Consider the following 25313-nt stretch of genomic DNA (forward strand, 5'->3'; position numbering starts at 1 on the left):
GTTCGACAATACCCTCTCTTTTTTTGTATGATTTTTGCTATACTAAACTGTACTATAATACAGGACGGAAGGAGGAGAATGATGAAGATACTTGTAGTTGATGATGAATCGAGTATTCGTAATTTGATTCGGATGCAGTTGTAAATGGAAGGGTATGAAGTATTGACGGCAGCTGATGGGAGAGAAGCTTTAGAGAGATGGAATGAGCAGCCGGATGTACTCATTTTAGATGTGATGCTTCCTGATACGGATGGGTATGAGTTATTACGTTTATTCCGAGAGAAGGATCACGATATTCCAGTGCTTATGCTGACAGCAAAGAGTCAGATGAATGATAAATTGCTTGGTCTACAGCTTGGTGCGGACGATTATGTGACGAAGCCTTTTAATTATGCGGAGCTTATTCTTCGTGTGAAAAATATGAGTCGGCGTGTGAGGAAGGAAGAAGTGTCTTCTAATCATGAGGTAATCCGAGCAGGAGAATTGGTAATTTGTCCAAAGGAAAGAAAGGTACATGTGAGTGGACAAGAAATTCAGTTAACGTATCGAGAGTTTAATTTATGTCAGTTGTTTGTTTCGAATCCGCAGCGTGTGTTTATGAGAGATGAGTTACTTGAGAAGGTATGGGGCTTTGAGTATATCGGAAATACGAGAGCAGTTGATATTATGGTGCAAAGACTTCGAAAGAAACTAGGTAATAGTGGGGAGTATATTAAGACGATTTATGGCGTTGGCTATAAGCTGGATTGTTAAGTGGTGATGATATGTCTTTAAAACGAAATATGGTGTTTGGAATAGTTGGATTGTTGATTCCAATTCTTGTTCTTTTGTATGCAGTTGTTTATATTGCACTGGAGAAGAATGTGTATCATAATGCGGCAGATTCCTTAGAAAAGTTAAGTGTAGAAGCGCAAATTTATACGATGAATTATTTAGAGAAGGAAGCAGAAGTGGAGACGCTAGGTCCTAATTCGCTTTTAATTGCTTCGTATTTAGCGAAGCGAATGGATATCCGTGTGCAGATGATTGGGAAGAATGGAGATGTTGTTGCGGATACACAAAAAGGAGCATTACTTCATCGAAATATCGATATTGAGAGTTCTTTGAAGGGAAAGAAATCGTATGTTTTCGAGGAGGGAGATCCAGCTCCAATTCTTTTGTTTTCAAGTCCAGTTTATTATGGAAACGATGTCATTGGGAGTATTCGTTTTATCAATGAGTTAACGGATGAGAAGGAAGTTTTAACAAATGTGAGTTGGACGTTTTTAATAACGTCTCTTTGCCTAGTAGCTGCTGGTATTTTCTTTGCGATTCGTTTGGCGAAGTCTCTTCATAAACCAATTGATCAGTTAAGGCAAATGGCGCAGCGGCTTGCGAATGGAGATTATGAAAGCAAGATTGAGCTGAATGAGTATGTGGAAATTGCGCAGCTTTCAGCATCTTTTAATGCGATGGCTGATGGAATTGAACTGCATATTAAGCAGCTGAAGGAAGAGAAAGAGAAACAGAAAGATTTCTTAGACCGCATTACGCATGAGCTGAAAACACCGCTCACAGCGATTATCGGTTATGTTGATTTAATTCCGAAGTTACAATCGAAGGAAGATGTTCAGGAGAGTCTCCGTTATGTGGCTGTAGAAAGTGAGCGTTTATTATCGCTTGTAGAGGAATTACTTAAATCTTCAAAGTATGGGACGAGTACGTTTGAAGTGTCACCTACAGTCGTGAATATAAAAGAATTGGCAGAAGAAGCAATTTCGATTGTGAAACCTCGATTGCAGCAGTTTGAAATCGAAGTTATGAATGAGCTAGCAGAAGTACACGTCGTCGCGGATTTTGATAAGACGAAGCAAATTTTCTTGAATGTGCTTGATAATGCGATTAAATATAGTGATGCTACGCGAGTTCGTATGAATGTAATTATAAATGAGCAGGAAGCAAAGGTTTTTGTTCATGATGATGGTATTGGTATGGATGAAGGTGTGCTTGCAGAGTGGAATGAGTCTCCGGAAGGTAAGGTGCTTCCTTCTAATTACGGGAATGGCTATGGTTTATACATTTGTCAGGAGATTATGAAGAAGCAAGGCGGGAGTATGCGAATTGAGAGTAGTGAAGAAATGGGAACTACAATATGTATGACATTTTTACTCCCAAGACGGATGGAAGATATAAAAAACTTGAAAGCGGTTAAATGATACATTTATGAAACAATTATGCGGTATTTTCGAAACAACGTTTTTTTATCTTGGAGGTAGGCAGAAATGAAAAGGCTATCATTTCAAATTCTTGTGTTTGTCTTTTGTATGATCGTTTCTCTTATTTTGTTTTATGTTATTGAGAAGCAAATATATAATCGAATCACGATTGTGGATGACAAACAAGCCGTTTTACAAAGAGTGAATGAATCCCTTCCTACTGAAGTGAAAGTAAGGCATGAGAAGTGGGGAGAAATTGTTGTAACGGATGAAGTTCGTTTGCATACGATTGTTTCATTCTTTGACCGAATTCGAGTAGAACCGAGAGAAGCGAGGAATCAAGAACAAGTATTTACTGGAGAAGTAACGTACTTGAATGGACATAAACGTACTTTTGCAGTAGGTGACTTGTTCCAGTATGAGGCTAATGTATACGGAAAGAATGGTACGGATCCGATGATCTCAGCATTGCAAACGTATTTGTTAAGTCTGTATTATACACCAGAGCGCATTAGTAATTTCTTTGCGGAGGCAAAGGAAGTTGTAGTGAGGCAAGGGGATGTAATACGTACTATAGATCTTACGCGAATATTTGATTCTATTCGATACGCAAAGCAAATTACAGATTACGGAGAAATTCAGAAATTATTACAATCACAGAATGAACCGATTGCTTATATTACTGCCTATAAAACAGGCAAGCGTGTAAAGAATGAGCGAGAGGATATTCTTACGATTTCTGTGTATCCATCGTACTTTGTTGTGCAATACCTCGGTGATAATAACGGGAATGTCATGTATATGAAAGGCTCTCTAGCAGAGTTATTCGTAAAGGAGAATGCGTCATGAGAAAGATAGCCTTTTTCTTCTTTTTGCTAGTAATTGGAGGAGCGATGTCTAGTTGCTCTCGAGATACAACCTCTATTAAATATAATAAAAGTGGTCTCCCTATTTTGGATGATCGTCATCTTGTTGCATATGTAGCGGCCCGCGAGGAAGTTGGTGAGGCATTGCTTTCATCATTTTGTAAACCGCGAGGATGTACGTATGAATTTATTCGTCTTTCGACAGAAGAACTTCTTCGAAGAGTGGAAGAGGAATCTGGAAATCCGAAAGCGGATATTATTATTGGCGGTACAGTAGATGCACATCAAATGATGAAGCAAAAGGATCTGTCTATTCCTGTGACGAGCCAGCATGCGAATCGTATTTCAAAAACTGTTAAAGATAAAGATGGTTATTGGTACGGTTACGAAGTAGAGAAATTGGCAATCGCAATTAATAAAGAGCGGTGGAACGAAGAAATAGCACCGCTCGGTCTACCGTATCCATCCAGGTGGCAAGATTTATTAAACTCTGCGTACACTGGAAAGATTGTTATGCCAGATCCAAATGTTTCGGGTACTGCATATACGTTTTTTCAATCCCTTATTGATACTTTAGGTGAAGAGGAAGCGAAGGCGTATGTGAAGCATCTTGCAGGACAGGTTGGAGAAGTAACAGTGAATGGTTACATACCAGCAGAACTTGTGGCAAGTGGTGAATATATGATAGGCATCAATTTTATGGGAGATCAGAGAATGCTTCAAAAACGAGGCTTTCCTATTTTAAGTAACGAACCTGAGCAAACAGGTTTGTCTGTCAATACGATTTCAAAACTAAAACGTGCACCGAGTGGTATTATTGCGGATTTATTTATTGATTATTGTTTATCAGAAGAAGCGGGTCACATTTTAGAAAAAGTTTCGTTTGGCGTACCAACGATGTTTGCGAAGAATGAGAAAGAAATAGAAGGTCAGCCAGTTAGAAGGACAAACCAAAATATATCAAATAGTGGAATAATCGAGATATGGAATAGACAACGTCTCTCTCAGAAGTGAGAAAAGGAGACGAAAGAATATGTTTAAATGGCTTAAGCCAGCACCTGCAATTGAGAGATTGCCAGCGAATATGATCGACCGTGTATATCGATTACTACGTATTCGTGTGTTAATCGGGATTTCAGTTGGGTATGCTGCTTATTATTTAGTTCGTAGTAATTTTAATTTATCTACTACGTATTTAGTAGACGAGTACGGATTTAGCACTACACAAATCGGGTTATTAGGCGCAGTAATGGCTGTTGTTTATGGACTTAGTAAATTCTTTATGGGGAATTTATCGGATAAGGCTTTTGCTCAACGATTTATTGCAGTAGGTTTATTTTTATCTGGGCTTGTTAATATTTGTTTCGGTTTTGCATCTTCCTTTGGGATGATTTTAACTTTACTTGTTCTAAACGGTATTGTACAAGGTATGGGAGCACCACCTTGTAGTATCGTTATGACGAAATGGTTTTCAAAGAAAGAACGTGGTACGAAAACAGGTCTTTGGAATATTTCACATAACGTTGGTGGATTACTTGTTCCGCCATTCATTGGAATTGGTGTAGGTATTTTTGGTGAAAGTCATTGGCAAGGTGGCGTATTTATTTTCCCAGCGATTATCGCTATGGTAATTGCAGTTCTAGTATGGATTAATGCGAAGGATACACCAGAATCTGAAGGTCTTCCGCCAATTGATGAGTATCGTAATGACTATGAAGATCTTGAAAAAGCAGATAATGCTAACAAGATGTCATCAAAAGAAATTTTAATGAAATATGTAGTGAAAAATAAATTTGTTTGGTTCTTATGTATTGCCAATGCATTTGTTTACTTAATTCGCTTCGGTGTTATTAACTGGGTACCAATTTACTTAACAACAGTGAAAGGTTTTACAAAAACAGAAGCGCATGCAGCGTATTCAATATTTGAGGCAGCAGCGATTCCGAGTTCTTTAATTGTCGGCTTTTTAAGCGATAAATTATTCAAAGGGAAACGTATGCCATTGTGTGTTATTAGTATGGCTGGGGTTGTTGTTGGTACGGTTGTATATTGGCAAGCAACTAGCATACTTGTTGTGAGTATTGCAGTTTCTGTTATCGGTTGTTTAATTTATGTACCACAGTTTTTAATTGGTTTAAGTGCAATGGAATTAGTACCGAAATTTGCAGTAGATACAACTGTTGGTATGTGTGGTCTGTTTGGTTATGTTGGAGGAAGCTTCGTAGCAAACGCAGCAATTGGTATTATTGTTGATCGTTCTGGCTGGGATGGTTGCTTCATGTTACTGTTAGCAGGTGGTGTATTATCAACAATATTCTTACTGATTGTTCAAATGGGACATGAGAGAAAAGGTTCTAAAGTAGCGTAATCGTTTATTAGGAAAGCTATCCAATTATCATTTTGGATGGCTTTTTCTATATAATATAATATTTCCTTAAAACTATCTTAAAAGATAGGATGTCATATTCCTAATCATTGGAATTTTTGTTACAATACAAATGAATGTGTAAAACTTTGTAAAAAAAATGTAATAATATGCATTTTGTTTTCAGAAAGTTTTGTACAATTCTATTATCTATTAAACTATTAAGTTATAAAAGGAGAGAGAATATGTTACCAAATACGGTTCGTACTCCAAACAAGAAGAAGAAATGGATTATTATCGGGGTTATTGCACTAATTGTTATTGTAGCAGCAGTTAATATTTTTGTGATGCAAGGTAAGAAGAAAGGTATAGCGACGAATGATGCTGTAAGTTTTGAGAAAGTGACAGAGCGTAAGCTTAATAATACGAAATTAATTTCAGGCCAGGTGAAGCCAGGGAATATTGAAAGTTTCTATGCGGATCCGACTAAAGGAAAAGTGAAAGATATTGCGGTGAAAGAAGGACAAGAGGTAGAGAAGGGAACGAAATTATTCTCTTATGATAATGAAGAAATTAATCTTCAAATGAAGCAAGCTGAGCTTGATCAGAAGATGGCTGATATGCGTTATGATCAAGGGAAAAAGAAGATTGATTCATTGAAGAAAGAAATTAAGAAAGCAAAAGATGGCGGGGCTGGGAAAGAAGTAACAGACCAGATGGACGAGCAATTAAGTGAGTTAGAGATGACACAAAAAACAACTGACCTTGAGAAAGAGAAAGGAAAGTTGCAGAAAGAAGAGTTAAATAAAAAGCAGAACGAGCTTACGATTTATAGTAATTTTGCTGGTGTTGTTCAAAAGTTAGATAAAGATGCGGCGCAAAGTTCATCTCAAGCGTTAGGTGGTCAAGGGAAGGCATTCTTACAAGTTGCTTCTAAAGATCCGTTCCAAGTTCAAGGGACATTAACAGAACTTCAGAAGTCACAAATTCAAAAGGATCAAACGTTTACTGTAACGGCGAAAGCAAATAATAAGAAGAAGTGGACAGGTAAGATTACAGAAGTAAGCGAATTCCCAACAAGTGCAGAGATGGCTCAATCGGCTGGTCTAGGTGAAGCGACTCAAAATATGTCTCAATATACATATAAAGCAAGTCTGGATAGTCAAGATGGTTTATCTCCAGGTTATCACGTTTCTTTACAAGTAAATTTAGAGAATAAGACGATGATTGCTGTGCCAAGTAAGAGCATTGTAGAAAAAGGCGAAGATGCATTCGTTTATATCGAAGACAAAGGAAAACTTCGTAAACAAAATGTGAAAAAAGGTTCTACTGATGGAGACTGGACAGAGGTTGTTGAAGGCGTAACAGTGGGGCAAAAGGTGGTTAAAAATCCTTCCGACAACGTGTATGACGGAATGGAAGTGAAAGAGAAATGATTACGTTAAATAATATTTCTAAAACGTATTATCAAGGGAAATTGGCAGTGCCGATTTTGCATGGTATTAGTTTAACGATTCAAAGTGGTGAGTTTGTTTCTATTATGGGGCCGTCGGGTTCTGGTAAATCAACGCTTATGAATATTATCGGTTGTTTAGATCGTCCAACAGAAGGCGAATATATGCTGAATGATGTGAATATCTTAACAGCAGACGAGTCAAAGCTTGCTTTAATTCGAAATGAATATATTGGCTTCGTATTCCAGCATTTTAATTTATTACCGCGTCTTTCCGCAGTGGAAAACGTTGAACTTCCGCTCATCTATGGTGGAGTGAAGAAAGCAGAGCGTCGTCAAAGAGCTCTTGAAGCACTGGGGAAAGTTGGATTATCAGATAGAGTACACCATTTGCCTAGTGAATTATCGGGTGGACAGAAGCAGCGTGTCGCTATTGCGAGATCGATTGCAAATAATCCAACGTTTATTATGGCCGATGAGCCGACAGGTGCGCTTGATACGAAGTCTGGTGAGCAAGTTATGAATATTTTCACGAAGCTCAATGCAGAGGGTACGACGATTGTTATGGTTACGCATGAAGAAGAGGTAGCCGCTTATTCTTCTCGTCGTATTGTACTGAGAGATGGGGAAATTACAGAAGATAGAAGGTGTGCGGTATGAGTCTACTAGATAGTATAAAAATTGCCTTATCTTCTATTCTAGCTCATAAACTGCGCTCAGCTCTTACAATGCTTGGAATTATTATTGGTGTAGGTTCGATTATTACTGTCGTTGCGATTGGACAGGGTGGGGAAGCGATGTTGAAGTCGAAAATCGCTGGTTCTGGTAATAATCTTATGCCAATTCAGTTTAAACCAGATATTAATGATGAGTTTAGCATGGGGGGGCATCAAGTCCCGAAATTAACAGAAGAAGATATTATGGAAGTAAAGCAAATTAAAGATGTTTCTCATGTTATTACAACGAATAATACGATGGAAACAATGGATATTAATGATAAAAAATCAATGATTAATGTTATCGGACTTGATAGTGAGTATTTTGAAGTAAATAAAGTGAAGATGGTCAAAGGCCGTTCATTAAATGAATCTGATATTTCACAAGGAAATAACGTTGTTATGATTAGTACGAAAACAGAAGAGACGTTATTTAAAGATGAAAATCCAGTAGGAAAAATCATTGAAATGAAAGGACAACCGATGCAAATTATCGGTGTCTATAAATCAGATAATGAATTTATGGGATTCGAGGCTGAGGAAATGTTAATTCCTCTTACTTTATGGCCTGTTTTATACGGAACAGATGAAATTCAAAGTATTGCAATTCAATCTAAAAATGTAGACGATTTAGAAGCAGCGGGGAAAAAAGCTGTTGATGTATTAAATAGTCGTAAGCCAAGTGATATTCCAGGTAAATATGAATTGGTAAACTTAAAAGAGTTCCAAGAAGGGGTTTCTAAAGTAACTGGTATAATGACGATGATTATCGGCGGTATCGCTGGTATTTCACTAGTCGTTGGCGGTATTGGTGTAATGAACATTATGCTCGTATCTGTAACGGAGCGTACGCGTGAAATTGGGATACGTAAAGCGCTCGGAGCGACGCGTAGTAAAATTTTATTACAGTTTTTAATTGAAGCAGTTATGTTAACGCTTCTAGGTGGCTTGATTGGAATTGGTCTTGGATATGGCGGGGCATATATTGTTTCCACATTCGCAAAATGGCCACCGCTCGTTTCATGGGAAGTTGTTGTAGGAGGAGTACTATTCTCTATGACACTTGGTATTATTTTCGGATTAATTCCAGCAAACAAAGCTGCGAAATTAGATCCAATTGAAGCACTTCGTTATGAGTAGATTATTAGTGTAGTAGAGAGGTTCTCTACTACACGTCACCGTTCTAGTGGGCGGTTCGTAGCCTCTACATGAGGATGTGAACCGCCCGTTAGAACGGGTTATATAAATAGAAGGAGGCGTTGTAATGGAAGCGAATTTGAATACGCAAAAAGTTGGCGGAGAGAAGCCCTCTTTATTTGGGATGATTACTTCTCCAGGCTTACAGTTTGAGAGAATGAAGACTAGTAATGCGGTCTGGGGTGCGTTTTGGATACTTGTTTTATTAGCGGGGATTGTTGGAGGTCTTGCTGCTTATGTAGGATCCTTAACTCCAGAAGCCATTAAACTTAACAAGGATTTAGGTTTTGATGTTCCGCCTGCAGTGACGTTTGGTATGGGGTTCGGGATTGGTGCTTTAGTTATGGGGATAGGTTCCTTTATTAGCGCAGCAGTGTATAAAGTATTAATGATGTTAATGAGCAATGATACTTCTTATAAAAAATTATTAACCATTAGTGTGTATTCAAGCATTATTTCATTACTTGGTTTATTAATAAATACAGTTTTAGCACTTGTTTTAGGCGGGTCAGGACAAGAAATGTACACTGGTTTAGGACCGATTTTCGCTTCAAGTGGTGGTGTTGCAAAAGGTATTGCAAATAACATTGAAGTGTTCACAATTTGGGGATTTGTTATAACGTGGTTAGGTCTTCAAATTACAGCTGGTTTAAGTAAAAAGAAAGCAACAATTCTTATGGTTATCTTCTTCATCTTAACTATTGGATTTGGTGCGTTAAAAGGAATGTTCCAATAATAAAATAAAAAAGGTGGCTCTTCCGAGAGTCACCTTTTTTATTTTTACCCCTATTTCAAATATCCCCAGCAGAATTTCAAATTCTACCTAGTGTAATTTCAAATTCCGGCATCAGTAGTTGAAATTACCCACAATGAAATTTCTTTTCTCTTTTTATATTGTAGAGGTACCGCGGAATAACGAAGAGGTATACCTTTTAGAAACGGGTACTGTGTGAAGCCAGCGACTTTTGCAGATACAGTTGTTTTGTATGAGGGTATGATTATAAATCAAATAAAGAGGTTAAATATTTATCAAGATTATGAAGAGTATTATCAATGTGGTTTAATTGGTCTTTGGCATGCTTATGAAAGGTATGAGGAAGAGAAAGGGAGTTTTCCTGCTTATGCTGTCGTAACGGTACGTGGTTATATATTGGAAAGGTTGAAGAAAGAATGTGTAGTGCAAGAGAGGTATGTATGCGTAGGAGAGTATGAGGAACGATTTAAGTGTGAAGATGCGGGAACGAGAGCGAAGGACTTTATGAGTGTGTTAGATGAGAGGGAGAGGCACATCATTTCAGAGCGATTCTTTATAGGGAAAAAGATTGGAGAGATAGCTACCGAAATGGGAATGACGTACTATCAAACGAGATGGGTATATCGACAAGCGCTTGAGAAAATGAGAGATAGTGTAAGGATGTAACAATAAGAATGGGAGGAAAGAAACATATCTCCTTCCATTCTTATTTATTATTTTAAGGTAGTAAATATAACGAGAGGTTTTTTAAGTGTAGTAAATCTTTCAAGTTCATCTGGGATAATACATGCCCTGATTTCAAAAATTGCTGCTTTAACTTATGGGTACTTATGTGCATTGTTACGGTAGTTCCGTTTAAAAAATGAATGTTAGCTTTGTTAATTTTTTTGAAAAACTCTATATCATCTATCTGGTTATAGAACAACCAAATACAGTTTGGAGACGAAGGAGATTCTGTTGGGAACGCACAAATATATTCTCTGTGATTAATCGGAATCGGAACATTTTGTTTGAGCTTAAAGTTTGCTTGTATTGCATCACGTCTACCTTGATAAGTAGAATGAACAGTTGTTAGGCAAGATTTCTTGATGAGTTGTAGACCTGTTTGGCATGAGTACAGATGGTTACCGCTACTGTCGATAATTTTTGTTCGGTAATAAGGGTGTTTGTACGGCTCAAGCATCATTGTAGAACTAGAAATAAAAATATTATTTTCATTATCCATAAGTCTAAATCCTCCTCTATGTAAGTTTTTTATTCCGAATATAATTATATACAAATGATATGAATTTATTGTTAATCTTCTGTTGCGTATTGTAAATTTTTATTGTTGGTTTACAATCAATAGATGATGGTCTTTCTAATTTGCATCGCTTGTACATATATATGAAAATAGAAAAGAGTAGGCGGTGAGATAGTATGAAGAAAAAGTATATTATTATTATGGCTCTTGTTGTTGTTCTCCTAGTTTATTTAGCAAATAGTAACCCGAGTAAAGGGGAATATACAGATTGGGCAGCGAAGCAGTTCATGAAACGTAATGATGTAAGTAAGAAGCTAGACGAGGTTCAAAAAGAAAACGAAGAGGGTCTCCTTGGCGACTTAGCATCGGCGGGTAAGAAGTTGGCGAAAAAATATGTTGAGCCACAAGTTGGGTTAGTAATCGATCATTATACAAAACGAAATGATTATATTTTCTTCTCAACGTATACGACAGAGTTTGATTTAGGTGGGGAACATTATAAATATGTTTGCGTTGGTCTTTCAAAGATATTTATCCCGATTGAAATGCCGAAGAAAAAAGACGAATCTGCGAAATGATGCAGATTCGTCTTTTTGATTTACGGAGTAATAGAAACTTCAGATACGTTTCTTTCCACGAGGCGTGCTCCTTTTTTACGGGTGTTTTCACTAATTGATGAAAAAACAGACGATGAAAGAATTGTGTCCATTACTTCAGTTACTATTTGTGCATTGACCGGTGTGGTGGGATTATCGATAGAAAAAACAACTGTTTTTCCATCTTCTTTTGCGAAAATTAACTCGAGTACTTGCATTCTTTATTCACTCCTTTTTATTTATAGATTAGAAAGATCTGACGTACTTACAAGTTGTACAGCGTGAAGTGGTGATCCTTGTAATGAAGCAAGGGCGCGTGCTACTGCATGTACTTTTTCTAAATCTGCTGTTGTTTTAACACGTTTGAATTGCTTGTTCTTAACAACTGTTTTTCCGTTTTTGTCTAATCCGCCATTTAATACGAGACGTAAAGTTAAGTCCATTACGATTTGTTCAACTGCCATGTTTATCACCCCCTTTCACTTTATAAATAGGGAGTGAATGTCATGTTTTGGCGTGAAATTTTTTCTTTTTTTTGGTACTCTTATAAGAGCAAGAGAGGAGCTTTCGGGAGAATGAATCGTAAATGGTTATTTTGGATTCCTGTATTACTATGGATGGGGCTGATTTTCTATTCTTCAGCGCAACCATATAAAAAACAGGATATGCGCTCGGATATTGAACAATATGTAAATGTTGAGTTTGTGAAAGAGCATTTTTCATGGGTATCTATCGATTATGGCGGAGGTACACCTGTTAGTATTGCAAATAAAGGTGTGGGCGGATTTATTGAGTTTTTCCTTCGTAAAGGTGCTCATTTTATGGTGTTCTTTATGCTCGGTTCATTGATATATTACGCTTTTCATCGATCGGGTTGTTCGAGAAAACGGTGCTTTGCGTACGCCCTCCTTTTCGTTGCAGGATATGCAACATTTGATGAAATCCATCAATGGTTTACAGGGGATCGTACACCGATGTGGCAAGATTCATTGCTTGATACGTGCGGCGGATTAACAGGAATTATAATAAGCAATTGGTTTTGGCATAGAAAAAGGAGCTAATCTCAGTTAGAGATTTGCTCCTTTTTGATTTATACACCAAGTAATTCTTTTAGTTCGTCTGTTGATAGTTCAGTCATCCAACTATCGCTTGTAATGACGGCGTTATTTAGTGATTGTTTTCGTTCTAGCATTTCATCGATTTTCTCTTCAAGTGTTCCTGTTGTGATAAGTTTATGAACGTGAACGAAGCGTTTTTGACCAATACGATATGCACGGTCTGTTGCTTGGTTTTCTACAGCTGGATTCCACCAACGGTCATAGTGAATGACATGGTTGGCAGCAGTTAAGTTCAATCCTGTTCCACCAGCTTTTAACGATAAGATGAAAATATCATACGTTCCATTTTGGAATTGCTCAATCATCTTGTCACGTTCCTTCTTCGGTACGCTACCGTTTAGGAAGAGGACGCGCTGACCGAATGTTTCCTCTAATACACTCTTTAGCATATTCCCCATACCAATATATTGAGTAAAGATTAAACAGCTTTCGTTTTGGTCTTTTATATTTTCGATGAGTTCCATTAACGTTTTTGTTTTCATAGAACGTTCGACGATGTTTTGTGGTTCTGCTTCTTTCAAATAAAGGGCTGGATGATTACAAATTTGTTTTAGTTTGTTCAGCATAAGTAATATAAATCCGCGTCTTTCAATCCCGCTTAATCCTTCTACATTTTGCAATGTATCTTGAACAAGTTGTTCGTATAAGGAAGCCTGTTCACCAGTTAGTGGACAGTAAGCTTTCTGTTCTTGTTTATCTGGTAAGTTTAATGCGACTGTTTGATCTTTTTTCGTACGACGCAATAAAAATGGCGAGATAAATCGTTGTACTTGTTGGATTTTTCCTTCATCACGGTCCTTTTCGATAGGTGTGACGAAGCGGCGCTGGAATTGTCCTAAGCTTCCGAGATACCCATGGTTGATAAAGTCGAAAATAGACCAAAGCTCAGCAAGTCGGTTTTCCATCGGTGTACCGGTTAAAGCAATTTTGTGATTTGCTTGTAGGTTTCTTACTGCTTTCGACTGTTTCGTATGTGGGTTTTTTATATTTTGTGCTTCGTCTAAAATCACAGCGTCCCAGCATAGCGTACTAAGTTCTTCTTCATCAAGCTGAGCTAATGCATAAGAAGTTAACACGACATCTGCCGATTGAAGAAAGTCTTTAAATGACTCTTCTTTAGCTCGGTTACTTCCATAATGTAACTGAACACGTAAATTCGGTGCGAAACGCTCAAATTCTTTTTGCCAATTTCCAAGAACTGATGTTGGCGCCACAATTAATGCAGGGCCTGTTTGGAGATTGTTTTCTTTAGCATATAGTAAGTAAGCTATCGTTTGAATACTTTTTCCAAGCCCCATATCATCGGCCAATAATGCTCCAAATCCAAGCTTTCGTAAGTATAGTAACCATTCAATCCCGTGTTGTTGATACGGACGGAGTGTTGCCTGTAGTGAAGATGGTACATCTACTTTTGGAATATCTCCAATGTGCAGAAGTTTTTGGAAAAGCTCTTCGTAATATCCATCTAGCTCGATTTCAATGTCGGTAAATGGGCTATCATCTTCTACGATTTCTGTTTCCGCCGCATTAGATAAATGTTGCTGGAGAACGTCTTTCATTTCTAGTCCATATTTATCGGCACGGTTCATTAGTTTTTTTACTTCTTCAATAAAGGCAGGATCAAGTCTCATCCATTGACCATTTATATTGAAAAGACGTTTGTTCTGTTCAACGAGTTCGAAAAATTCGCTTTCTGATAAATCAATTCCGTCTGTTGAAATGCGCCAATCGAAATTAACGAGCGTATTCATGCCGAAGAAAGATTGTGTTTGTGCTGTACTTTGCTTCAGCTGTACGCGTAATTTCGGTTTGGTTGCTTTTAAATTTTGCCACCATGATGGTAGTAAAATTGTAATGCCTGCTGCAAGTAATTCATTACTTGCCTCTGTTAAGAAATTCCAAGCTTCAGTTTCAAAGAGTTCTTCTCGGAACTTGCCGTCCTCTTTTAACCAAGGTACGAGCTTACTGAATCCTTCTTGCGTTTCAATAATCCGCTCTTCGTAATCGTGCCATCTTTTTGGCAAGGAATCGATACTTTCATATACATATATACGATGCGCACCACGTTTTGGCGTAACGACTGTTTCGAGCTTCCACATTTCAAATTCTTCTTGTGGTTCTTGCAATCTTAAACCAACTGTAAATGGTAGGTCATCTTCAATATAGCCAATTTTTCGAAGCCAATCTTCTTCATGTAGCGCTGTTTCCAATTGCCTTTTCGTAAAGTCGTAATGTTCGTATAGTCTCTTTGCATCTTCCCAGCCGTCATTTGAGCGAGTGTCTTGCAAGATACTTTCGTTCACCGCTGAAGTGAAAAGAGATGCTAATGTGTCATCTTCGATTGGGGTATTTTGAACAATCCAAGATGGCTGATGAGACCAACGCTCCATATCGGGCACGAAGCTTCCACTTACGAAAGCGTCCCATAATTCATTTGCGTCCTTTGTAAGGGCTGTAATAGGACCATTCATTTGAATATTTGCAAAAGAGTTCATCGGTTTATTTGCGATGTATTCAAATGCTTGGACATTCGTTAGCATAACGCCTTGTTTTCCTTCATATGTTGCCTCTTTTAAAAACGTACCGTAGAAGGAGGTAGAGTGCCATGTGAATGCATTTTGTTTCCAAGTTGCTACGGATAAGGGAGTGCCGCTATCATCTTCTCCCCAAAGGAACCAACCTTGACTAACGTGCTGGAGCCTAATTGTTACTTCAGTTTGTATGATCATCGATTAATTTTCCTCTCCGTAATTCCTCTTGTAGTGCACGCAGACGTGAATGTAAGTTAGCAATATGAATAATGAAGGCATCCCATTCATCAGTTCGCTTCAGTCGTTTATAAAGCATCCGTAATTTCTTTAAGTAACGAACGGCACGTCTATATGATTTACGATTGCGCTCTTCAATTGCTTCCGTTGCGGCAAGGTGATAAAGAGGAAGTGCTGCTTCAGGCGCTTCTTTTTCAATATCTTTCAATGGTTCTTTCAAAAGCTCGATTGCCTCAAATCCATATAATAGATGAAGCTCCGCCCATGTACGGTATTGTTTCTTCGCTAGTACGTATTGTTCATAGTTCGCGAAACTATACGGTAATAGTTCTTGTAAAATCATTTCTAATCCCGCTTGTTCATTCGTATGCGTTGCATATGTTTCATACATTATTACAAATAAACGAACGATATCTTGTATGAAGACAGTATTTTCTTGTTCAAGTATTGTTTGCTTTACTTGTTTATACGTAAAGGAAAGCCAGTTTTTAGCACGATCCCACTGCATCGCACTTAATAACTCTTCTAGCCAATAAAAGTAAAGGCTCACAACAGAAGCAGGCTGTTTCTCAAGTAATTCCATTGCCAATAGATCTTCGTTATTTAAAAAGAGCAGATGAGAAGATGCCAATGTTTTGGAAAGTGGATTGATTTTTGCATCGATTCGTTTTTCTTCTTCTAGTAGCTGTTCTTCTGTTCTTAACAGTTCACCCCATATGTGACGATAAATGAAGAATCGTTCTTGTGTATAGGAATCGGTAGAGAAGAATACTTCATGTACGAGACGAGCTGTTTCTTGTAAAATCAGTTCAGATTCTGCCGGAATCGCTTCTGTTTTTAAGTCCCGAACGATGGATTCAACTTTATCGACGAATAGACGAACGACGTTAACTGGTTGGTGATAAGAATACAGTTTGTTTACTTCAAATTCTTGAATTTCTTCTAATAATTTTTGAAAGCAATAAAGTGCCGCATGCAACTTAAATAATTCATGTATAGCAATGATGCGCGGGGCTTTCCGTTCTAATTTTGTATAGAAGTCTGTAAAAAGACTCATAAGAAAATACATTTGTTTATAAGTGAGGCGCTTCTGTTCTTTTTTAAATGATTCATATTCATTTTCAAAGTACGATTGCCAACTTTTATAATCCGTTTCTTCAAAAGCAGATGATTGCAATACTTGCCTTGCAGTTCGAATAGGAGGAAGGGAAGGTTTCGTATTATTTTTGAATAAAGTTAATACATCTCCTACCTGCCCGAAACTTGAAGCCGCAGATAGCAATACAGCGAGCATATGCTCACATTGCGTTGGTGCGAAGCAATCACAATAGCTTTCAGCAACATTACGAATCGGGATGTGAACGCTATATACACTGCCTTCAGCATCTACAGTTCCTGATAGCGTATAGCCATCAAAGTCAACGTTATAGACAACACCACTACGATACAGGTGCCGAGCTGTAGCGACATGTTCTTGATCAGCTACTTGCTGCGGGTCAAGCCCTTGAACGAACTCGTTCGCAATCATCATAATTTCATCTTTCGTAATTGAGTGTTGCAGCATAATTTTCCTCCGTACACAGATTTCTTTCCTTTACCATTATAAACAAAAAATGCTCAAAACAGAAAAAATGAAATTCTAATTACACATTTAGAAAATCATGGTAATATATATAATATTAATTTGTATATTACTATATATTTATAGAAGGAGAAGTTGTTTGTCAGATTTACAGACTAAATTAGGTAGTGGGATGAATAAGCTACAATGATAAGAGCGGGAAATCATATAAGGAAGATCGTGATTACTTACAATATCTAAACAAAAAAGGAATTACAGAAGATTTATTAACAATGGATATTCGTAATGTAGAGCGTCAAAGTGAAACGAAATATAAAGTGACGACATACGAAGAGTACCACATTCGTTACGGTGATGGATCTGTGAAGTTCAAAAGTTTTAATAACGAACATATTGTAACCGTGAATGGAAATGGAAAGATGCTGTATCATTCCCTTGGTGCAAATAATACGTTGAAATCAGAGGAAGTATCTGGTCCGACTCGTTAATGTAAGAAAGACTATCTCTTTTAATTGAGATAGTCTTTTTTTGCGATTAGGAGCGTGTTTGCTTTAATATCGCTTGTACATATGGATCATTTAATATTTGTTCAACTAGCGGTAGCATTTCTTGATCGAATGGAATATCGATAGGGAATGGTTTTTGAGAGCCAGGTTTTATTCCATATTGTACGATTTTGTAATGTGTATTTGCTTCATGGCCTAACACAATTAATTTATAACGCTTGTCATCGTTTGTGAGTGAGAAGTCAATTGCGATGGCGTCATATGTTACATCATCTTTATATATGTACGGTTTTGGTGTACCGACCCAGTCTACTTTTGCTTGTAAATTCATCGGCATAGCCTCCTTATAGCTATTATAAAAAAATAAAAGCCAGCTCTCAACAAAGAGAACTGGCTTGTCATTTAGCAGTCATTGGTTATTTTAAAATTTTCACTTTAATAGATTTACGTCCCCATTTGTTAGCAGCTGCATCAGAGCCAACTAAAACGTCGATACGGTTACCTTTAATTGCACCGCCAGTATCACCAGCGATAGCTTCTCCATATCCTTCTACCCATACTTTAGATCCTAATGGGATTACTTTCGGGTCAACAGCGATCATTTTCATGTTTGGGTTCGCTGTTAGGTCATGACCCATTGCAGTTAATACACGGCCGCCGTATGTGCCACCGTTTTCACTCGGATGAGCTGTATATGCTGTAGCTACAACTGTTAACTCACGACCATCAGAAGGTTCGTTAGTTTCAGCAGCTTTCACAGCAGGCTTAGCAGCTGTTTTTACTGGTGCAGGCGCTTGAGCCTTAGCAGGTGCTTCAGCTTTAGCAGGAGCAGGCGTTTCTTGTTTCTCGATAACAGGTGCTGTACCTGTTAAGAAAGGAACATGAACATAAGCTGTTTTCCCGTTATATTCAAATTGTAACCACTCATTTTGTACTTGGTTCGTTGTTTCGATCATATCGTCTTTCTTAAGCGTCCCAAGAATTTCTGAGTTTGTGTTCGCTTCAGCACGTACGTTTAATACGTTAGCTGTTACGTAGTAAGAGCTTTTTGTAAACTCTGTATTTACGAATGCGTCTTTACCATTTAATTTGATTTGTGACCATCCGTTTTCTGTATTTAGAACATCTAATTTATGACCATTTAGTAATTTACCGACAACTTTTGATTCAGTAGTAGGGTTTTCTCGTACGTTTAGTACGTCTGTTGTAACAACAGTTTCTGCGCTAGCAGATGATGTGAAAATCCCAAGACCAAAAACTGCTGCTGTTGCTATACCAATTAATTTTTTCATGATAGCCTCCATTGCGTTTGTTTTCGTGTCCTCATTATAGCAACAGATTTTTTCGGATTTGGGGAAAACACACAATTACAAACCATTCGTAATGAGTCGTTAACACTTTGTAACATAGCAAGAAATGAAGGAAAGCGTTTTTCATTCCATGTAATTAGTAGGTTTCTAGTTGTATTCAAAATATTTAATACAACATATTTTTTTCGGTGCAAATAAAAACATTACAGGAATGTTACGTAATGTTTACTATACGGTTACACTCCTTGAGTATTTTACCGTTTTATGGGTAAAATAGTTATATAAACATAAACATCTCGTTTGTGAAGTTATAAACACGCGCTATGTACTAGCAAAAAAACCGCATAATTGTTACAAGAAGAAAGGGCTGTAAGGAATAAATCTGCCCTTTTTTACAACTGTAACACATCCTTTTTTGGGGGAATCTCTTCCCATCCGCATTTTTCTCACGCAATTTGACAGCAGTATTCCTATCTTGTAGCTCTTGCAGAGTGAAAAGGTTGTACGGAAGGTAAGGCTGTCCATAAGAATTCTAATTGGTGCAGGCAAAACTGAGAGAGCCGAAAATCACCGCAAAAACTATAGTTTTCTATCCGATTTAACTTATCGGAATTTATGCTATTTACACACAAGAAATGAAACATACGAAGGGGGATTTGATGAGGAAACTGACGAAAACATTTATTGTCTCATTAACACTATGTATTGCATTTACAATTTGGGGGATTATTCCCGAATCTATTATTGGAAAAGGTAGTTTAGGAAATGTAACGACTGCAATTCAGGCTGCGTTAGTTAGTAAGTTTGGATGGTTCTATATTATTTCCGTTTCTATTTTCTTAGGAATTGCTATCTTTTTAATTGTTTCTAAGTACGGTTCAATTCGTTTAGGTAAAGATGATGATGAACCTGATTATAGTTATATGACATGGTTTGCTATGTTATTTAGTGCCGGCATGGGAATCGGTTTGGTTTTCTGGGGCGTTGCAGAACCGTTGAATCATTTATACACACCTCCGTTTGGAGAGGGTGCAACTGAAGAGAGTGCACGTCTTGCACTTCGTTTCTCATTTTTCCATTGGGGATTACATCCGTGGGGATTATATGCACTTGTAGCATTATGTATTGCGTATTTTACATTTAGAAAAGGAAAGGCAAGTACAATTAGTGCGACAGTTGGTCCACTATTTAAGGGCGGTGAACATGGCCGTATTGCCCATATGTTTGACGTTTTAGCTGTATTTGCGACAGTATTCGGTGTGGCGACATCATTAGGACTTGGGGCAAAGCAAATTGCGGGTGGTGTTAGTTATTTAACATCCATTCCAAACTCGTTAACAACACAGTTAGTGATCATCGGAATTGTAACAGTTCTTTATATGTTATCTGCACAAACGGGACTCGATAAAGGGATTAAATATTTAAGTAATACGAATATTATTTTAGCGTTTGCACTTATGATAATTGTATTATTTGCAGGTCCAACAAACTTTATTATGAATTACTTTACTTCAACAATTGGTTCGTACATTCAAGAATTGCCAAGTATGAGTTTCCGTTTAAGTCCATTAAATGAAGGCGGAAATCAATGGATTCAGTCATGGACAATTTTCTACTGGGCATGGTGGATTGCATGGTCACCATTCGTAGGGACGTTTATTGCTCGTGTGTCACGTGGACGTACAATTCGTGAGTTTGTTATCGGCGTGTTACTCGTACCAACAATAATCGGTGCGCTTTGGTTCTCTGTTTTCGGAGGAACAGGTATTCACATGGAATTGTTCGACGGAGCGAATATATATGGACAAATTAAAGAAATGGGAACAGAAGTAGGATTGTTCGCTATGTTAGACCAGATGGGTAGTATGGGGCCGGCTTTATGTGTGTTAGGTATTTTACTTATTTCAACATTCTTTATTACATCAGCAGACTCTGCTACGTTTGTTCTAGGGATGTTAACGACACATGGTAGTTTAAACCCACCAAATCGCATTAAAATGGTTTGGGGCATTGTCTTAGCGGCGTTAGCTTCGATCTTATTGTATGTTGGTGGATTAGAGGCGTTGCAAACTGCGTCGATTATTGCGGCATTCCCATTTGTATTTGTTATTTTCTTTATGATTGCGGCGTTGTTTAAAGAGTTGCAAAAAGAAGGACGTATGAAGCAACATTAATAATAGAAGAAAAGGGGCTGATTTTTTATCAGCTCCTTTTTTTTATGTACCCTTGTTGCCAATCAAGAGATTAGGAAAAAGTATGTATATCCATACTATTAAAAAGAAAAATCGATATGTTTCGACAATATCTGATATTATGTAAATTATATTCACATTTTTGACAAAAAATTGTCGGAAATGTGTTGTCACTTTTATGTATATGTGCTATATTATTTCCTGTAAGCGATTTCAAATAGTTTTTAAGCGCATTCAAGGGGGACATCTAGAATAATGAAACGTTACGAAAGAAAGTGGAAGCATATTTGCTTGAAACGTGTGGCACATCGAAATGTCCAGGAAAGCACGGAACCAAAGACTGAGACTCGTAAAGAGCATCAAGAGAAGCAATTGGTTTTACAAAAATAGCAATCACTTTTTCGTATATAAATGAAGGTCGATCGTTCGTTGGGGGATGGACGTGAAATAACTTTCAGCTAAGGGGTATTGTCTGATATATAGTATTACGGTAAAAAATAAGCACAGAGCATACGGCGCTCTGTGCTTATTTTTTATCCCGCTATTTGCGGGCTGATTAAAGTTTCACTTTATTTTTCCTTTTTAAATCGTACTGTTTTATCCCAGCCAATTACTTGTTTCTTGCTCTTTGCACGTAAGTAAAGAATGAGACTACGAATAAACAAATATGTAAAGAGCTGTGCGTACGTAAAGTACATAATGACGCTAATAAAAATGTTGGTCGGTGTAAAGGTGCGCTCGACGCTCTGTGCACTAAATAATTGCGAGACATATGTAATATATGCGACATACCACATAAATAGTAACGGAATGCTATATTGAATCTGGAATATCCCGAGCAGTCCAATTACAAACCAAACATTTGAAATGATTAAGAATAGCCAAAATACGACATACACTAAAACCTGTTGTAAAGAATGGACGAGAAGCTTTCCTTTAAAGAAGCTTAGCGAGGAAAACATTTTTTCTAAAATGTATAAATTTCCTTGTAGCCAGCGTGTACGTTGTTTAATAAGAATTTTTAAATGCTCAGGTTCTTGTTCCCATGTAATCGATTCTGGAACGATTGGTAAGAGGTAACCTTTTTGTGTAATTCGTAATGTTAACTCAGCGTCTTCGGCAATTGCATAAGGATCATAGCCACCAAGCTCTGCTAATGCAGAACGACGAAGAAGCATATTGGTTCCTGTCAGCGAGCCTGTTTGGAATAGTAACCAGCGTCCAGATTGCATAAGGAGCTGAAAGATTTGAAACTCTAGTGAAATCATTCGTGTAAGCCAGTTTCTTTTCTCATTTACTGTACGAACGTGTCCAACTGCTCCAACTGCATCTTCCACTGTTTCAGCGTGTTCCACGAGCATTTGTAAAGCATGCGGTTCAGGTTGATTATCTGCATCGTAAACACAGAAATATTCACCATCCGAAATGCTAAGGCCATAGTTTAATACACGTGATTTTCCTTTCGGTTCACCAGGTGGTACACGAATGTGACGAATATGAGCATAAGCTTTGTCGAAATCGTCGCCAATTTCTGGTGTCTCATCTTGAGAGTTATCATTTAATAAATAAACGGTTAGTTTGCCTGGGTATTCAATCTTTGCCATCGCTTCTAATGTATCTTTAATAACGACGCCCTCATTATGGGCCGGTATTAAAATATCTACACTTGGATAATGTTCTAGCGTACGATCTTTTCGTTTACTATTTCGATGAATTAAGCCCGCGAGTGTTAAGAGAGAGTAGTAAACGAGTAAGGCAGAGAACAGAAAAGCTGTAACGATCAATACATATTTAATTGAGAATGTAATGCTGATCCAGAAGACAAGTACACAAAACAAAATAAATAGGAGAAGCATAATGAGTGTCATCATAATGCAGTCGGTCCTTTTGCATTGATTTGCTCACGCTTTATTTTAATGTCTTTAATTGCTTCAACTGCAAGCCATTGTTCCATTTTTGGTTGTAGACGATTCATTACAATATCAGCACCAGCTTCATTTGTATTTTGTAATAAAATGACCAATGTATTACTGTTATATTCAGCAGCAAGATCAAAGTCAGCTCTTACCGTATCAACTAATAATGAAGCTACACGATCCATGACACTTTCTTTCGTGTATTTACTAAAGGAAGTAAAATCAAAGAAAATGATAATGCCTGTTTCATTACGACGATTCATTGCAGTTGTTAATAATGCTTTTCGTCTTTCGAATTCTTGTCTTGTTAGTAATTTTGATTCTCCAATGAATTGCTCCAACACTCTCACTCGTTCAGTTAACTTTTTATTTTCAAGAATAACCTTTTTTAATAGATGGGTTGAGATATAAACAATGAAGAAGTTAGCTGCCATCAGGAAGTGGGTAATAATATATTTCCATTGATCTGATGTACTCCATAAGTGAAGCCACGCTTCATAAAATAAATAGAATACTGAAATAATGGTTCCCAGTATAAAGAAAATAAATGCTGTTTTATCAGCTAAAAATAGGAACAGCATATTTATGATGACATATATAATTGTAAAAATGAGCGCGTGCTCATAGTTCGTCACATGTACGGTAGTAAAATAAAATAAAATTTGTAAAATCCACATAGAAAGGATTTTATAGGATTTATTTTTCACGAAACTTCCCTCCTTAAAGATGATTCGTGCAGGATATTTGTAGTATGCACAATTATTAAGAAATGGACTATGTAGTTGGAATTCTTTTTGGAGCAAGAAACATCAAATAGTATCTCTCTTTTACAAGAAAAAATAAACAGGCCTACTAATTATTGTAGCATAATGTCTATACATCTAGACATATAGTATTTAATAAATATATAAATTATATTTATAGTATATAAAAAAGCCTCCTCTTTAAAAGAGGAGGCTTTGCATAAAATTATAGGAACATCATACCTGCAACTGCTGCGTTTAAGAAGTTCGCTAGTGTACCAGCGATAACTGCTTTAATCCCTAATTGCGCAATTTGTTTACGGCGGCTAGGAGCTAAAGTTCCTGTTACACCTAATTGAATTGCGATAGAAGAGAAGTTTGCGAAACCACAGATTGCAAATGTTAAAATCATATTTGTTTTTGCAGAGAGCTCTGCCATGTGTGGTCCTAAGTTTGCATATGCAACGAATTCGTTGATTGCAAGTTTTTGACCGATGAAACTTGCTGCTTGTATAGCTTCGTTTGGTGAAACACCGATTAAGATTGCAAATGGTGATAGTAAGTAACCGAAGATTAAATCAAGGCTAAGTTTAATATCGAACCAAGAGCCAACCCATCCTAATAGACCATTTAATAGAGCAATTAGTGCGATGAAAGCCATTAGCATTGCAGCTACGTTAATAACAAGTTGCATACCTTCAGATGCACCGCGTGCAGCTGCGTCAATAACGTTCGCATCTTCACGTTCTGTAGAAAGTTCAACGTTATTATCTACTTTTTCTGTTTCTGGCATAATTAGTTTTGCAATTAATAAACTTGATGGAGCTGCCATAATTGCTGCTGCTAATAAATGCTCTAATGGAATGCCCATCGCTGCATAACCGACAAGAACTGATCCGGCAACAGCTGTCATACCACTTACCATAATAGTGAAGAACTCACTGTTAGTTAAACGTGCTAAGTAAGGTTTAATTAAGATTGGTGCTTCTGTTTGACCTAAGAATACAGTTGTTACTGCATTTAAGCTTTCAGCTTTAGAAGTTCCAAGAAGTTTACTTAATGCACCACCAATGATACTAACAAATTTCTGCATAATACCTAAGTAATATAAGATTGCTACTAATGAACTAATAAATACGATTGGAAGTAGTGCTTGAATAACGAAGATAAATCCCCAAGGTCCTTTTGCGTTGACTAAATCCCCAGCAACGAACTTAATTCCCTCGTAAGAAAAATTGATTAATCCTTGAACACCGTCAGCAGCGTGTTTTAAGCCTGCTTTCCCGGCATCCCATCGTAATACAATAAATGAAAATGTCATTTGTAATGCTAGCGCGATTAAAACTGTGCGCCAATTAATAGCTTTGCGGTTGGAAGATAGTAAGAAAGCGATTGCTAATACTCCAATCACGCCGCCAATTCCCCATAAAAGATTCATGCAGTGTATGCTCCTTCCTCATAGTAAAAAAAGTGTATAAAACAGTTGTCTATACTTCTGCAAATATAACATCTTAAGTAACTTATCATAATGGACATCAGAGGTCAAACGTCTATTGAAAAGTTTAAATAGAAAGAAAATTCTTCAAAAAAACACATATAAAATGAATAGACACGAAATAGGTTATGTTTTTTGTGGAAATATATTCATTATGATAACGCTATGGACAATTTTTGTAGAATATAGTGTACGAAAGGGAAGAATGAACACATAATTTTTTCGTGAGAAATAGAATAAGAGGGATTCATATATTAAAACCTTTAAAAAAGAGCCTTCTAGTAAACTAGAAGGCTCT

At 37.2% G+C, this 25313-nt stretch carries 24 protein-coding genes and 1 pseudogene; 15 read left to right on the forward strand and 10 right to left on the reverse strand.

Translation table 11 applies throughout. From position 1 onward, the window contains the following. Positions 1 to 144: 144 nt before the first annotated feature. The 10 genes from VK90_RS02320 (at position 145) to VK90_RS02365 (ending at position 10212) form a co-directional block, all read left to right on the forward strand. Positions 145 to 753 carry a response regulator transcription factor gene (locus tag VK90_RS02320; protein ID WP_048370172.1) on the forward strand — a complete coding sequence of 203 codons (609 nt, stop codon included), beginning with the start codon at positions 145 to 147 and terminating at the stop codon, positions 751 to 753. 11 nt (positions 754 to 764) lie between these two features. Further along, the gene (locus VK90_RS02325; RefSeq protein WP_048370174.1) at positions 765 to 2195 is read left to right on the forward strand and encodes a HAMP domain-containing sensor histidine kinase; all 1431 of its coding nucleotides are present in this window, start codon (positions 765 to 767) and stop codon (positions 2193 to 2195) included. Between the two features lie 66 nt (positions 2196 to 2261). Next, positions 2262 to 3044, forward strand: coding sequence for a DUF3919 family protein (locus VK90_RS02330; protein WP_025147125.1), 783 nt, complete (start codon positions 2262 to 2264; stop codon positions 3042 to 3044). Continuing rightward, the gene (locus tag VK90_RS02335) at positions 3041 to 4075 is read left to right on the forward strand and encodes an ABC transporter substrate-binding protein (protein ID WP_048370175.1); all 1035 of its coding nucleotides are present in this window, start codon (positions 3041 to 3043) and stop codon (positions 4073 to 4075) included. The genes VK90_RS02330 and VK90_RS02335 overlap by 4 nt, the downstream gene beginning before the upstream one ends. Before the next feature lie 19 nt (positions 4076 to 4094). Next, positions 4095 to 5429: an MFS transporter gene (locus VK90_RS02340; protein WP_048370176.1), complete on the forward strand. Its 1335-nt coding sequence runs from the start codon at positions 4095 to 4097 to the stop codon at positions 5427 to 5429. A gap of 242 nt (positions 5430 to 5671) precedes the next feature. Then, positions 5672 to 6862 carry an efflux RND transporter periplasmic adaptor subunit gene (locus VK90_RS02345; RefSeq protein WP_048370178.1) on the forward strand — a complete coding sequence of 397 codons (1191 nt, stop codon included), beginning with the start codon at positions 5672 to 5674 and terminating at the stop codon, positions 6860 to 6862. Next, positions 6859 to 7539 carry an ABC transporter ATP-binding protein gene (locus VK90_RS02350; RefSeq protein ID WP_002174269.1) on the forward strand — a complete coding sequence of 227 codons (681 nt, stop codon included), beginning with the start codon at positions 6859 to 6861 and terminating at the stop codon, positions 7537 to 7539. Before VK90_RS02345 ends, VK90_RS02350 begins: the two co-directional genes overlap by 4 nt. Continuing rightward, positions 7536 to 8735, forward strand: coding sequence for an ABC transporter permease (locus VK90_RS02355; RefSeq protein WP_048370180.1), 1200 nt, complete (start codon positions 7536 to 7538; stop codon positions 8733 to 8735). Before VK90_RS02350 ends, VK90_RS02355 begins: the two co-directional genes overlap by 4 nt. 124 nt (positions 8736 to 8859) lie before the next feature. Further along, complete coding sequence (locus tag VK90_RS02360) at positions 8860 to 9528, forward strand: Yip1 family protein (RefSeq protein WP_048370181.1); 669 nt, start codon at positions 8860 to 8862, stop codon at positions 9526 to 9528. 213 nt (positions 9529 to 9741) lie between these two features. Then, on the forward strand, positions 9742 to 10212 hold the full coding sequence (locus VK90_RS02365; RefSeq protein WP_048370183.1) for a sigma-70 family RNA polymerase sigma factor: 471 nt from the start codon (positions 9742 to 9744) through the stop codon (positions 10210 to 10212). Between the two features lie 52 nt (positions 10213 to 10264). Here the strand turns inward: VK90_RS02365 and VK90_RS02370 are convergent, their stop codons facing one another. After that, positions 10265 to 10771: a competence protein ComK gene (locus tag VK90_RS02370; RefSeq protein WP_048370185.1), complete on the reverse strand. Its 507-nt coding sequence runs from the start codon at positions 10769 to 10771 to the stop codon at positions 10265 to 10267. Between the two features lie 194 nt (positions 10772 to 10965). Here VK90_RS02370 and VK90_RS02375 point away from each other — a divergent pair, with 194 nt between their 5' ends. Next, positions 10966 to 11367, forward strand: a complete 402-nt coding sequence (locus VK90_RS02375; RefSeq protein WP_048370187.1) for a DUF4359 domain-containing protein — start codon at positions 10966 to 10968, stop codon at positions 11365 to 11367. Positions 11368 to 11387: 20 nt separating this feature from the next. On the opposite strand, the gene VK90_RS02380 is transcribed toward VK90_RS02375, so the two are convergent. Further along, positions 11388 to 11603 (reverse strand): DUF2922 domain-containing protein, encoded by a 216-nt coding sequence (locus VK90_RS02380; RefSeq protein WP_048370189.1) that lies wholly within the window; start codon positions 11601 to 11603, stop codon positions 11388 to 11390. A 21-nt stretch (positions 11604 to 11624) separates the two neighbouring features. Continuing rightward, entirely contained in the window at positions 11625 to 11849 is a 225-nt protein-coding gene (locus tag VK90_RS02385) for a DUF1659 domain-containing protein (RefSeq protein WP_002174262.1), read from the reverse strand. 111 nt (positions 11850 to 11960) lie between these two features. Between VK90_RS02385 and VK90_RS02390 the strand changes: the two genes are divergently transcribed. Beyond that, complete coding sequence (locus tag VK90_RS02390) at positions 11961 to 12446, forward strand: VanZ family protein (RefSeq protein WP_048370368.1); 486 nt, start codon at positions 11961 to 11963, stop codon at positions 12444 to 12446. A gap of 29 nt (positions 12447 to 12475) precedes the next feature. On the opposite strand, the gene VK90_RS02395 is transcribed toward VK90_RS02390, so the two are convergent. Both VK90_RS02395 and VK90_RS02400 read right to left on the reverse strand, forming a co-directional pair. Further along, positions 12476 to 15232: a DEAD/DEAH box helicase gene (locus tag VK90_RS02395; RefSeq protein WP_048370192.1), complete on the reverse strand. Its 2757-nt coding sequence runs from the start codon at positions 15230 to 15232 to the stop codon at positions 12476 to 12478. Beyond that, positions 15216 to 16835, reverse strand: coding sequence for an SWIM zinc finger family protein (locus tag VK90_RS02400; RefSeq protein ID WP_048370193.1), 1620 nt, complete (start codon positions 16833 to 16835; stop codon positions 15216 to 15218). Before VK90_RS02400 ends, VK90_RS02395 begins: the two co-directional genes overlap by 17 nt. Positions 16836 to 17041: 206 nt before the next feature. Here VK90_RS02400 and VK90_RS02405 point away from each other — a divergent pair. After that, positions 17042 to 17341: pseudogene (locus tag VK90_RS02405) on the forward strand (TcaA NTF2-like domain-containing protein); the annotation flags it as partial. 46 nt (positions 17342 to 17387) lie between these two features. Here VK90_RS02405 and VK90_RS02410 read toward each other — a convergent pair. Then, positions 17388 to 17690, reverse strand: coding sequence for a DUF3910 family protein (locus VK90_RS02410; RefSeq protein WP_048370195.1), 303 nt, complete (start codon positions 17688 to 17690; stop codon positions 17388 to 17390). Between the two features lie 85 nt (positions 17691 to 17775). Further along, a complete protein-coding gene (locus tag VK90_RS02415; RefSeq protein ID WP_048370197.1) occupies positions 17776 to 18651 on the reverse strand; it encodes a cell wall-binding protein EntA in 876 nt (291 codons plus the stop codon). A 677-nt stretch (positions 18652 to 19328) separates the two neighbouring features. Between VK90_RS02415 and opuD the strand changes: the two genes are divergently transcribed. Then, positions 19329 to 20843, forward strand: coding sequence for a glycine betaine transporter OpuD (gene opuD, locus VK90_RS02420; RefSeq protein ID WP_002174254.1), 1515 nt, complete (start codon positions 19329 to 19331; stop codon positions 20841 to 20843). A 273-nt stretch (positions 20844 to 21116) separates the two neighbouring features. Continuing rightward, positions 21117 to 21251 (forward strand): hypothetical protein, encoded by a 135-nt coding sequence (locus VK90_RS31030; protein WP_002123916.1) that lies wholly within the window; start codon positions 21117 to 21119, stop codon positions 21249 to 21251. 179 nt (positions 21252 to 21430) lie between these two features. Here VK90_RS31030 and VK90_RS02425 read toward each other — a convergent pair whose 3' ends face one another. The 3 genes from VK90_RS02425 to VK90_RS02435 form a co-directional block, all read right to left on the reverse strand. Next, the gene (locus VK90_RS02425) at positions 21431 to 22732 is read right to left on the reverse strand and encodes a glycosyltransferase family 2 protein (protein ID WP_048370200.1); all 1302 of its coding nucleotides are present in this window, start codon (positions 22730 to 22732) and stop codon (positions 21431 to 21433) included. Further along, on the reverse strand, positions 22729 to 23484 hold the full coding sequence (locus tag VK90_RS02430) for a diguanylate cyclase (protein WP_048370202.1): 756 nt from the start codon (positions 23482 to 23484) through the stop codon (positions 22729 to 22731). The genes VK90_RS02425 and VK90_RS02430 overlap by 4 nt, the downstream gene beginning before the upstream one ends. A gap of 262 nt (positions 23485 to 23746) precedes the next feature. Beyond that, complete coding sequence (locus tag VK90_RS02435; protein WP_002174251.1) at positions 23747 to 24958, reverse strand: NupC/NupG family nucleoside CNT transporter; 1212 nt, start codon at positions 24956 to 24958, stop codon at positions 23747 to 23749. Positions 24959 to 25313: the final 355 nt, after the last annotated feature.

Source organism: Bacillus sp. LK2 (genome assembly GCF_001043575.1).
Classification (GTDB): Bacteria; Bacillota; Bacilli; order Bacillales; family Bacillaceae_G; genus Bacillus_A; species Bacillus_A paramycoides.

Coding starts and splice junctions, on each gene's coding strand:
- VK90_RS02320 (WP_048370172.1), top strand. CDS start 145: ATGGAAGGGTATGAAGTATTGACGGCAGCTGATGGGAGAGAAGCTTTA.
- VK90_RS02325 (WP_048370174.1), top strand. CDS start 765: ATGTCTTTAAAACGAAATATGGTGTTTGGAATAGTTGGATTGTTGATT.
- VK90_RS02330 (WP_025147125.1), top strand. CDS start 2,262: ATGAAAAGGCTATCATTTCAAATTCTTGTGTTTGTCTTTTGTATGATC.
- VK90_RS02335 (WP_048370175.1), top strand. CDS start 3,041: ATGAGAAAGATAGCCTTTTTCTTCTTTTTGCTAGTAATTGGAGGAGCG.
- VK90_RS02340 (WP_048370176.1), top strand. CDS start 4,095: ATGTTTAAATGGCTTAAGCCAGCACCTGCAATTGAGAGATTGCCAGCG.
- VK90_RS02345 (WP_048370178.1), top strand. CDS start 5,672: ATGTTACCAAATACGGTTCGTACTCCAAACAAGAAGAAGAAATGGATT.
- VK90_RS02350 (WP_002174269.1), top strand. CDS start 6,859: ATGATTACGTTAAATAATATTTCTAAAACGTATTATCAAGGGAAATTG.
- VK90_RS02355 (WP_048370180.1), top strand. CDS start 7,536: ATGAGTCTACTAGATAGTATAAAAATTGCCTTATCTTCTATTCTAGCT.
- VK90_RS02360 (WP_048370181.1), top strand. CDS start 8,860: ATGGAAGCGAATTTGAATACGCAAAAAGTTGGCGGAGAGAAGCCCTCT.
- VK90_RS02370 (WP_048370185.1), bottom strand. CDS start 10,771: ATGGATAATGAAAATAATATTTTTATTTCTAGTTCTACAATGATGCTT.
- VK90_RS02375 (WP_048370187.1), top strand. CDS start 10,966: ATGAAGAAAAAGTATATTATTATTATGGCTCTTGTTGTTGTTCTCCTA.
- VK90_RS02380 (WP_048370189.1), bottom strand. CDS start 11,603: ATGCAAGTACTCGAGTTAATTTTCGCAAAAGAAGATGGAAAAACAGTT.
- VK90_RS02385 (WP_002174262.1), bottom strand. CDS start 11,849: ATGGCAGTTGAACAAATCGTAATGGACTTAACTTTACGTCTCGTATTA.
- VK90_RS02390 (WP_048370368.1), top strand. CDS start 11,961: ATGAATCGTAAATGGTTATTTTGGATTCCTGTATTACTATGGATGGGG.
- VK90_RS02395 (WP_048370192.1), bottom strand. CDS start 15,232: ATGATCATACAAACTGAAGTAACAATTAGGCTCCAGCACGTTAGTCAA.
- VK90_RS02400 (WP_048370193.1), bottom strand. CDS start 16,835: ATGCTGCAACACTCAATTACGAAAGATGAAATTATGATGATTGCGAAC.
- VK90_RS02410 (WP_048370195.1), bottom strand. CDS start 17,690: ATGAATTTACAAGCAAAAGTAGACTGGGTCGGTACACCAAAACCGTAC.
- VK90_RS02415 (WP_048370197.1), bottom strand. CDS start 18,651: ATGAAAAAATTAATTGGTATAGCAACAGCAGCAGTTTTTGGTCTTGGG.
- opuD (WP_002174254.1), top strand. CDS start 19,329: ATGAGGAAACTGACGAAAACATTTATTGTCTCATTAACACTATGTATT.
- VK90_RS31030 (WP_002123916.1), top strand. CDS start 21,117: ATGAAACGTTACGAAAGAAAGTGGAAGCATATTTGCTTGAAACGTGTG.
- VK90_RS02425 (WP_048370200.1), bottom strand. CDS start 22,732: ATGATGACACTCATTATGCTTCTCCTATTTATTTTGTTTTGTGTACTT.
- VK90_RS02435 (WP_002174251.1), bottom strand. CDS start 24,958: ATGAATCTTTTATGGGGAATTGGCGGCGTGATTGGAGTATTAGCAATC.